Annotated in this window: 10 tRNA genes; 5 read left to right on the top strand and 5 right to left on the bottom strand. The window is 43.6% G+C overall.

Going from position 1 to position 2,028, the window contains the following annotated elements:
• Positions 1-48: 48 nt before the first annotated feature.
• From L1272_RS22885 to L1272_RS22865, 5 genes are all read right to left on the bottom strand, one after another.
• Positions 49-124: transfer RNA gene (locus L1272_RS22885), tRNA-Glu, on the bottom strand.
• A 78-nt stretch (positions 125-202) separates the two neighbouring features.
• A tRNA-Glu gene (locus L1272_RS22880) sits at positions 203-278 on the bottom strand.
• A gap of 169 nt (positions 279-447) precedes the next feature.
• Positions 448-523 (bottom strand) — tRNA-Glu (locus tag L1272_RS22875).
• Positions 524-653: 130 nt separating this feature from the next.
• A tRNA-Glu gene (locus L1272_RS22870) sits at positions 654-729 on the bottom strand.
• 39 nt (positions 730-768) lie between these two features.
• Positions 769-844, bottom strand: a tRNA-Ala gene (locus tag L1272_RS22865).
• Between the two features lie 642 nt (positions 845-1,486).
• Here L1272_RS22865 and L1272_RS22860 point away from each other — a divergent pair.
• The 5 genes from L1272_RS22860 to L1272_RS22840 all read left to right on the top strand — a co-directional run bounded on the left by L1272_RS22860 (position 1,487) and on the right by L1272_RS22840 (position 2,008).
• Positions 1,487-1,562, top strand: a tRNA-Val gene (locus L1272_RS22860).
• A gap of 36 nt (positions 1,563-1,598) precedes the next feature.
• A tRNA-Val gene (locus L1272_RS22855) sits at positions 1,599-1,674 on the top strand.
• Positions 1,675-1,700: 26 nt separating this feature from the next.
• Positions 1,701-1,776 (top strand) — tRNA-Val (locus L1272_RS22850).
• Between the two features lie 37 nt (positions 1,777-1,813).
• Positions 1,814-1,889 (top strand) — tRNA-Val (locus tag L1272_RS22845).
• 43 nt (positions 1,890-1,932) lie between these two features.
• Positions 1,933-2,008, top strand: a tRNA-Val gene (locus L1272_RS22840).
• Positions 2,009-2,028: the final 20 nt, after the last annotated feature.

Genomic DNA, 2,028 nt, shown 5'->3' with positions numbered 1-2,028 from the left:
GATTGCGCGGTGTTCACCGCCCCACTACACATAACCTACTTGAATAAGTGGCGTCCCCAAGGGGATTCGAACCCCTGTTACCGCCGTGAAAGGGCGGTGTCCTAGGCCTCTAGACGATGGGGACACATGATGTGTCACTAGGACAACTGAATAGTTAGACTCGATTCAGACGAGCTATTAATAACACAGCACTTAAAGTAAGTGGCGTCCCCAAGGGGATTCGAACCCCTGTTACCGCCGTGAAAGGGCGGTGTCCTAGGCCTCTAGACGATGGGGACACAAAATGTGTCACTAGGACAACTGAATAGTTAGACTCGATTCAGACGAGCTTTTAATAACACATCACTTAAAGTAAGTGGCGCCCCCAAGAGATTCGTACTCTTGATAACGTCGTGCATAGATTGCGCGGTGTTCACCGCCCCACTACACATAACCTACTTGAATAAGTGGCGTCCCCAAGGGGATTCGAACCCCTGTTACCGCCGTGAAAGGGCGGTGTCCTAGGCCTCTAGACGATGGGGACACAGTGTGTGTCACTAGGACATTAAATGATAGTTTTACTCATATCGGAGTTAAGGTTACTAAAATAACATGTAAGTACTCGAGACTAACATATTTATTTTCTTGGCAATTGCTCACTTACTTAAAGTAAGTGGCGTCCCCAAGGGGATTCGAACCCCTGTTACCGCCGTGAAAGGGCGGTGTCCTAGGCCTCTAGACGATGGGGACGCAGAAAACTGCAACCCTAGGACAAACACTATGCAAATCTGGTGGAGCTATGCGGGATCGAACCGCAGACCTCTTCGCTGCCAGCGAAGCGCTCTCCCAGCTGAGCTATAGCCCCGACTTGCATACACACCACCAATTAATGTTGGTTGTGTATCGCTGAGTGCGGGGCGCATTCTATGCAGCCCCCCAAATAAAGTCAACAGTTTTTTATCTAAGTTTATTTAAATGATTTAAATTTCAACAAGCTGACTAAATATCAATCCGTTGCGGAGGTATTTTATACAAAGTGCTATCAAATTAGTTATTTTGGGCTAATTTCATTGCTGGTTTGTTATCAAAGGCTCTTTGCTTTTTTAATTTACTCCCTTAAAAAGGTATACATTTATATGCAAAATAAAATTCATTACCTAAAGCTTTAAATAAAACGACTTCACCCTACCCTGCTTTGTTTTTAATAGTGCTAAGTAGAGTGCAATTAACTGATGCAAATTTATTGATATGAAAAACCGTTTTAAAGATTTGCTGTATTCATATCATTTTAGAATGATTTACACTGACATTTAGCTATAGATCAAGCTCTGAATATAAGCTTATGAATGTAAATTGCATATTTGTTCGCCAAAAAATGCTTAAATGCCATGTCATTGTTTATAAAAGCTGCATCTAACACATTTTTACTCATTCAAGTGTTGACACATTTACAACTCTATCTATAATAGCGCCCCACAACAACGCAGCAATGAGTTGTTTTAGATATGGGTCGTTAGCTCAGTTGGGAGAGCATCGCCCTTACAAGGCGAGGGTCACTGGTTCAAGTCCAGTACGACCCACCATTATTCCCTAATGGTGTTCATATCTAAATTCTTAATGGGTCGTTAGCTCAGTTGGGAGAGCATCGCCCTTACAAGGCGAGGGTCACTGGTTCAAGTCCAGTACGACCCACCATTAAGAAAACTTGCTGTATGTAATATGGGTCGTTAGCTCAGTTGGGAGAGCATCGCCCTTACAAGGCGAGGGTCACTGGTTCAAGTCCAGTACGACCCACCATTTTTTAAAGTGGTGTTCATATTACAAAAATCTAAATGGGTCGTTAGCTCAGTTGGGAGAGCATCGCCCTTACAAGGCGAGGGTCACTGGTTCAAGTCCAGTACGACCCACCATTAAATAAACTTTGATGGTGTTTTCATTTAGATTATTCTTCGCGGGTCGTTAGCTCAGTTGGGAGAGCATCGCCCTTACAAGGCTAGGGTCACTGGTTCAAGTCCAGTACGACCCACCATTTACTTTTTAAAGCAAAAA

Source organism: Pseudoalteromonas sp. PAST1, assembly GCF_021532515.1.
GTDB classification, from domain to species: Bacteria; Pseudomonadota; Gammaproteobacteria; order Enterobacterales; family Alteromonadaceae; genus Pseudoalteromonas; species Pseudoalteromonas simplex.
The sequence above is the reverse complement of the archived record's forward strand: the minus strand, read 5'-3'. Positions and strand labels throughout refer to the sequence as shown.